At 49.9% G+C, this 6,860-nt stretch carries 8 protein-coding genes; 6 read left to right on the top strand and 2 right to left on the bottom strand.

Translation table 11 applies throughout. From position 1 onward, the window contains the following. From PUQ60_RS09380 to PUQ60_RS09355, 6 genes are all read left to right on the top strand, one after another. On the top strand, positions 1–1,320 hold the full coding sequence (locus tag PUQ60_RS09380) for a cytosine permease (protein ID WP_337955630.1): 1,320 nt from the start codon (positions 1–3) through the stop codon (positions 1,318–1,320). 101 nt (positions 1,321–1,421) lie between these two features. Further along, a complete protein-coding gene (locus PUQ60_RS09375) occupies positions 1,422–1,727 on the top strand; it encodes a (2Fe-2S)-binding protein (protein ID WP_022359568.1) in 306 nt (101 codons plus the stop codon). Further along, complete coding sequence (locus tag PUQ60_RS09370; RefSeq protein ID WP_273380501.1) at positions 1,727–2,851, top strand: NAD(P)/FAD-dependent oxidoreductase; 1,125 nt, start codon at positions 1,727–1,729, stop codon at positions 2,849–2,851. Before PUQ60_RS09375 ends, PUQ60_RS09370 begins: the two co-directional genes overlap by 1 nt. Then, positions 2,845–3,345, top strand: a complete 501-nt coding sequence (locus PUQ60_RS09365; RefSeq protein ID WP_022359570.1) for a 4Fe-4S binding protein — start codon at positions 2,845–2,847, stop codon at positions 3,343–3,345. The genes PUQ60_RS09370 and PUQ60_RS09365 overlap by 7 nt, the downstream gene beginning before the upstream one ends. After that, positions 3,338–3,685: a (2Fe-2S)-binding protein gene (locus tag PUQ60_RS09360; RefSeq protein ID WP_118522917.1), complete on the top strand. Its 348-nt coding sequence runs from the start codon at positions 3,338–3,340 to the stop codon at positions 3,683–3,685. The genes PUQ60_RS09365 and PUQ60_RS09360 overlap by 8 nt, the downstream gene beginning before the upstream one ends. After that, positions 3,682–4,827 carry an FAD-binding oxidoreductase gene (locus tag PUQ60_RS09355; protein WP_022359572.1) on the top strand — a complete coding sequence of 382 codons (1,146 nt, stop codon included), beginning with the start codon at positions 3,682–3,684 and terminating at the stop codon, positions 4,825–4,827. Before PUQ60_RS09360 ends, PUQ60_RS09355 begins: the two co-directional genes overlap by 4 nt. Positions 4,828–4,888: 61 nt before the next feature. On the opposite strand, the gene PUQ60_RS09350 is transcribed toward PUQ60_RS09355, so the two are convergent. Next, positions 4,889–6,385 (bottom strand): Na+/H+ antiporter NhaC family protein, encoded by a 1,497-nt coding sequence (locus PUQ60_RS09350; RefSeq protein ID WP_273380500.1) that lies wholly within the window; start codon positions 6,383–6,385, stop codon positions 4,889–4,891. Positions 6,386–6,540: 155 nt separating this feature from the next. After that, positions 6,541–6,825: a septation regulator SpoVG gene (gene spoVG, locus PUQ60_RS09345; protein ID WP_118522935.1), complete on the bottom strand. Its 285-nt coding sequence runs from the start codon at positions 6,823–6,825 to the stop codon at positions 6,541–6,543. Between the last annotated feature and the right edge of the window lie 35 nt (positions 6,826–6,860).

The raw sequence follows: 6,860 nt of genomic DNA, 5'->3' as shown, positions 1-6,860 counted from the left end.
ATAAGCACTATTTTTTTAGCCACAAGTGTTACAAAAAAGCTTGACCACAACAATCCGATGACCCCGGTACCGCTAAATCAACGGCAGCATTGGACAGCACCGGCATTTATTTTCGGAGGCCTTGAATTCAGTGTCACCTTGTTGATGATAGGTTCTACATTAATAGGTGCATTTGGCTTAAAAGGAATCATACCGGTTGTACTGTTCACTTTCATATGCTTAACATGGGTAGGAAATGCTATCAGTGGATATATGGGGGCCAAAACAGGTCTTTCCTCTTCCGTAATTGCAAAACAAGGATTTGGCGACAAACAGGCAAAATTTATTATCGCACTAGTTATCGGTGTTATCAGTATGGGCTGGTGGGCCGTTCAGACATCGGTAACAGGCAATGCGTTTTGTGCAGTTTTGGGAATTGACTATACAGTTAATCGAACTGCCTGGATGATTACCACCATTGTCGCAGGAATAGTGTTCGCAATTCCTTCTGTTATTGGATATTCATCTATGAAATGGACGGATTATTTTGCGGTTCCTGGTGGAATTCTTCTGTGCATTGTTGGTATTTACCTGGCATTAAAGAACATTGGATGGTCGAACATTATTAGTTACAAAGGAAGCGGTGAGATTTCATTTGCTGCCGGTGTGACGATGATACTTGGCATGAATGTATCGCAGTTTGTTATTTCTGCTGATTATACAAGATATGCAAAACCGTGTTGGAAGGATAATATTTTAATACCGATTGGAATTGTTGCAATTGGTATTCCGCTTCTTTTTATTGGTGCCATCATGGGAGCAGGAAATGGAACTGCAGATATTGTTGCAGTTATGGAAAACTTAGGATTTCCTATCTGGGGATTTATTGTTCTTTGGCTTGCTGCCTGGACCAGTCAGCTTGTAAATAACTATACAATGGGACTTTCTTTCTCCAATATGCTGAATATAAAAACAAATAAAGGAAGAGCGATTGTAACGGCCGTAGGTACATTTTTATCACTTCTTCTTTGTTTTACGGGTATTCTGGAAAATTTACAGAAACTGCTTAGCCTGGCTGCTCTTCTTTATCCGGCCATTGCAGGGGTTATGTTTGTTGATTTCTTCCTCAGAAAGGGAGTGTGGGAAGATAAGCAGGGATGGAATTTTATGGCTACAATTGCAATGATTGTGGGAATTGCAGTTGGCTACATTACAACCTATATTGTAGTAATTGGAATTCCGCCGGCACAATCTCTGATTATAACCGGTATTACCTATTATGTAATAATGAAGGTGAAGGCAAAGGTAGCACCTGATAAATTTACAGAGGGAATTAATTAAGTTAAGATATGCAATAGAAGTATGAAAAGTTTATACATACCCGCGTGCGGCAGTACCCGAACCAGGCTGCTGCACGCATTTTATAAAAGGAGGAGATCTGTATGCGACTGGAAGAACATCCTGTCCTGGATTTTGACCGGGGAGAAGAGGTCGTTTTTTACTATAACGGTCAGCCCATCACCGGCTTTACCCACGAAACCATCGCCGCCGCCCTGCATGCGGCTGGCATCCGCACACTGGGACACAGTCCCCATCTGCACCGTCCAAGAGGTCTTTTTTGTGCCATCGGCAACTGTTCCTCTTGTTTCATGACTGTAGACGGTGAGCCAAATGTCCGCGTCTGCGTGACTCGCGTAAAGGCCGGCATGAAAGTGGAAGAACAGCACGGAAAGGGGGTTGTCCTATGATCAAACAGACCGAAATTCTCGTCATCGGAGGCGGACCGGCGGGTCTCTCTGCTGCCTGTGCCGCCGCCGAGCTGGGAGCCAGCGTCCTCTTATGTGAGCGCGATTACCTCCCTGGCGGTCAGTTAGTCAAACAGACGCACAAATTTTTTGGTTCCGAAAAACAATATGCCGGAGAACGCGGCATCCACATCGGAAACCTGCTGATAGAAAAAGCAAAACACCATCCAAATATTGAAATTTTGACAGAAGCAACCGTGCTGGGAATCTATGAGGACGGCATCGTTACTGTTTTTTATCACGGAAAACACATGAAAATCCGCCCATCCAAAATCATTCTCGCCACCGGCGCTTCTGAAAAGTTTCTGGAATTTCCCGGCAATGATCTTCCCGGTATCTACGGTGCTGGTGCCGTGCAGACCCTCATGAATGTCGCCGGCGTCAAACCGGCTGAACGTGTTTTAATGGTCGGTGCAGGCAATATCGGTCTGATTGTCTCCTATCAGCTGATGCAGGCAGGGGTTGAGGTTGCCGGCATTATCGAAGCCGCCCCAAAAATCGGCGGTTATCTGGTCCATGCCTCGAAAATCCGCCGCGCCGGTGTTCCTATCCGGACTGGTTATACGATCGAAAAAGCGTATGGAACCGATGCCCTTGAGGGTGTTGTCATCGTACAGGTTGACTCCCAGTTCCAGCCTGTCCCCGGCACGGAAGAGACGATTCCCTGCGATACGCTCTGTCTGGCAGTCGGACTGGCTCCGCTGACCGAGCTTTGCTGGCAGGCTGGCTGTGATATGGCATTTATCCGCGAATTATCCGGGCATATCCCGCTGACCGACGAAAACCTGGAAACCTCGGTTCCGGGCGTCTATGCAGCCGGCGATGTTTCCGGAATCGAAGAAGCCTCTTCCGCTATGGTGGAAGGCCGTCTCGCCGGATGTGCCGCTGCCGAAAGCCTCGGCTATGAGCCTGTCCGGGCGGCAGCCGAAAAGGAAGCTGCCCGGGCGGAGCTTTCTGAACTGCGCTCCGGTCCTGCCGGTGCCAGAATTTTAAGCGGTCTGGAAAAAGCCCGTAAACTTCGCCTGGAGCATGACATATGCAGGAAAGGAGGCGCATCCGTATGTTAATTCAGACAGGAATCCCGGATAAAGAAGCCATTGAAGCAGTTACGCCGGATGAAACACGTTTTTTAAAGGGCGCCGTTGCCATCGCAGAGTGTTTTCAGAAAATCCCCTGCAATCCCTGTACAAAGGCCTGTGTAAAAAAAGCAATCCACATCGAACCAGATATCAACGAGACACCCAAAATTGATTTTGATGTGTGCAATGGCTGCGGTGCCTGTATGCTGAAGTGCCCGGGTCTTGCCATTTTCATCGTTGATAAAACATACAGCCCGACCGAAGCACTCGTAAAGCTTCCGTTTGAATTTCTGCCGCTTCCTAAAAAAGGAGAGCTTGCCTGCGGTCTGAACCGCTCCGGTGAAGCACTCGGTTGGTTCCCGGTCGTACAGCTCATCCAGGGCGGCGCTAAAAACAAAACCAACATTGTCTGTCTGGCGGTTCCGAAGGAACTTGCCATGGACGTTCGGGCAATCAAAGTAGGGGGGTATCAAAATGGATGATAAAAACACAATCCTCTGCCGATGTGAAGATTTAACCCGCGAGGACATTTTAAAATGTATTCAGGATGGTTACCGCACCATCGACGAAATCAAACGTGTAACCCGCGCTGGAATGGGTCCCTGTCAGGGACGTACCTGCCGGATGTTGATCGCACAGGAACTCTCTTCCTATTATAAACTTCCTCTGGAAGAGGTCCTGATGCCAACCTTCCGCCCTCCTGTCAAACCTATCAGCATGGGCGCTCTGGCAGACGCCTGGGAAGAAACCGTCCGGGACGGAGATGAAGGTTCTTACGGATCCTACGATCCATCTGCTACAAAAGGAGGTGGCTGCGAATGAAAAAAGCCTACGATGTCATCATTATCGGCGGAGGCATTATTGGATGTGCCACCGCATTTGAACTCGCCAAGCGTGGAATCACGGACATCCTCCTGATTGAGAAACGTTTTCTGACCTCCGGTGCAACGGGCCGCTGCGGCGCCGGTATCCGCCAGCAGTGGGGATCCGAGCTGAACGCGCGGATCGCCCTGGAAAGTACCCATATCTTTGAACATCTGGAAGAATATACCGGCTATACGCGCAGCTGCGGTCTCCATCAGGGCGGCTATCTTCTGGTTGCTTATACAGAAAAAGAATGGGCACAATTTCAGGAAAACCTCAAAGTCCAGCATAAACTCGGCATTGATTCCCGTGCCGTCGATTTAAAAGAAGCAAAAGAGATTGTTCCATACCTGAATACCGACGGTATGTTTGGCGCTACCTTCTGCCAAAAGGATGGTCACGCAGATCCGTTCCAGTGTACACAGGCCTATGCACAGGGTGCCAAACGGATGGGTGTTGAATTTCTGACCTACACCGAGGTCACCGGGCTTCAGACGAAAGCCGGACGCATCCACGCTGTTGAGACAACAAACGGAACCTTTGAAGCCAGAACCGTCATCAACTGTGCCAACGTCCATGCGCCAGAGCTGGCTAAAATGGTTGGTGAGGACATTCCTGTTACTTCGGAACGCCATCAGGCGCTGGTAACCGAGCCGGTTGCACCTCTCATCGACTGCATGGTTATGTCCTTCCACCGTTCCTATTATGTCCAGCAGACACCGCATGGAAGCTTCGTCATGGGCATCGGCCCCCACGAAGCCCCCAGCTACAATTTCAATTCTTCCTGGCAGTTTCTGGAAAAGAACTGTGCTGTCATGTGTGAGGCACTTCCGATTCTGCGGAAACTGAAAGTGGTCCGCCAGTGGGCTGGACAGTACGATTTAAGCCCGGACTGCAACCCTGTCATCGACGAAGCGGCTGAGGCAAAAGGATTTTACAGCGTCTGTGGGTTCTCCGGACACGGTTTCATGGTCTCCCCCCGCATTGCCATCCTCATGGCAAACCATCTCGCCGGGCAGGAGGACAGCATGGATATCAAGTTATTCAGCAAAGAACGCTACAAAACCGGCAAGCTCCTCCTGGAGCCGGCGGTTGTATAGATATAGCATAAACGCAAAAATCGGCAGTAAACGAACCAATTTTCGTTTACTGCCGATGCTTTTACGCCTCTTTTGTCCCTTTATTCTTTCGATCCAGAATAACCAGAACCACAATCAGCGCTACGAATCCCACGCCGGTTCCCACCCAGCCATTGGCGGTAATTCCGGCTGCCAGATAACCGAGGAAACAGCACGCCGCTACGCACAGCACATACGGGATCTGGGTCGATACGTGGTTGATGTGGTGGCACTGGGCGCCAGCCGACGCAAGGATGGTCGTATCCGAGATCGGGGAAACATGGTCGCCGCAGACCGCACCTGCCAGAATCGAAGCCGTCACGATCGTAAGGCCGTTCATATTTTCAGCGCCAACCACCGCAAATGCAATCGGAAGCAGAATACCGAAGGTACCCCAGGACGTACCGGTCGAGAACGCCAGCCCCGCCGCGATGACGAACATCAGGGCCGGCATCAGGGAGCCGACCAGCGCATTGCCGCCCACTACCTCTTTGACATAGCCGCCGATGTTTAAATAATCCGCACTGCAGATACCAGACAGAGTCCAGGCAAGGCACAGAATCATGATCGCCGGGATCATCGCCTTGACGCCGATCGTGAAGGATTCACAGAACTCATTGAACCGGATGACACGGCGGATCATGTAAAATACAAAGATAAACACCAGTGTGAAGAAGGAACCAAGCACCAGGCTCAGTGCCGAATCACAGTTAGCGAACGCCTCGACCAGACCAACGCCGTCCAGGATGCCGCCTGTATACAGCATACCGCTGACGCAGAACGCAATCAGAACCAGGATCGGAAGAATCAGATCGATAACCTTTCCGTTGCCGGAGATCTCCATCGCCTCCGCCTCGACCGTCGTCTCTTTTCCGGTCTTTTTCACCTGTTCTTCATAGCGTTTCATCGCCGCGAAATCAAAATCGCCTGCTACCAAAAAGAGCATGAAGCAGATCGTGAGAAGCGCATACAGATTAAACGGAATCGTGTGAAGGAACAGACTGAAGCCGTCCACCCCGCTGTCCTCCGGAAGCGAAGAACCGACCGCTGCCGCCCAGCTTGAGATCGGCGCGATGATACAGATCGGCGCCGCCGTCGCATCGATGATGTAGGCTAACTTCGCACGTGTGATCTTGTGCTTGTCCGTCACCGGACGCATAACCGTGCCGACGGTCAGGCAGTTAAAATAGTCATCCACGAAAATCAGCATTCCGAGAAACATGGTTGCAAACAGCGCGCCCTTCTTCGTGCGGATCGCGTGGGACGCCCACTCACCATAAGCCTTCGACGCACCAGACTTTGTGATCAGTGCTACCACGATGCCGAGAAATGCCAGGAAAAGCAGAATGTTGACATTGCCCCCGATCTTCTCGCCCATGATCGCGATCATTGTTTCCACCGCATGAAGCGGATTTGGACCCGTAAATAAAAACGCGCCCGACATAATACCTATCAACAGAGACAGGTACACCTCTTTCGTAATCAATGCAAGCGCAATGGCTACGATAGGCGGTATTAAAGAAAAAATCGTACCGCTCATAATTACCCCCTTATGGATTATCTGTACACATTCGGGCAAATTCCGCCCGTTTTTGAGCACACTATACCTACATAATAAATGTCCCCGGGCACTTTGTCCAGCGTCCGGGGACATTTTTTCATATTTTCTCTCTTTTTACTTTCTTTTCCTGCTTTTTACTCTGTTTTCTCCAGCTCTGCCAGTTCCAGAGCTGTCGCCTCGTATTTGGCAAGAATGACATTCTGAATCATGTCTCTGGTTTCCGAATTAATCGGGTGGGCAATATCCCGGTATTCTCCATCCGCAGCCTTACGGCTCGGCATAGCAATAAAAAGTCCTTTCTCTCCCTCAATAACCTTGATATCATGAACCACAAATTCATTGTCAAGTGTGATGGATACGATGGCTTTCATCTTACCTTCCTTCTCTATCCGCCGCACTCTTACGTCTGTAATCTGCATACCCATTTACCCCTTCCGTCTGTTCTTTGATGTAC

This window comes from Clostridium sp. AF02-29 (assembly GCF_934835585.1).
Classification (GTDB): domain Bacteria; phylum Bacillota; class Clostridia; order Lachnospirales; family Lachnospiraceae; genus Otoolea; species Otoolea fessa.
The sequence above is the reverse complement of the archived record's forward strand: the minus strand, read 5'-3'. Positions and strand labels throughout refer to the sequence as shown.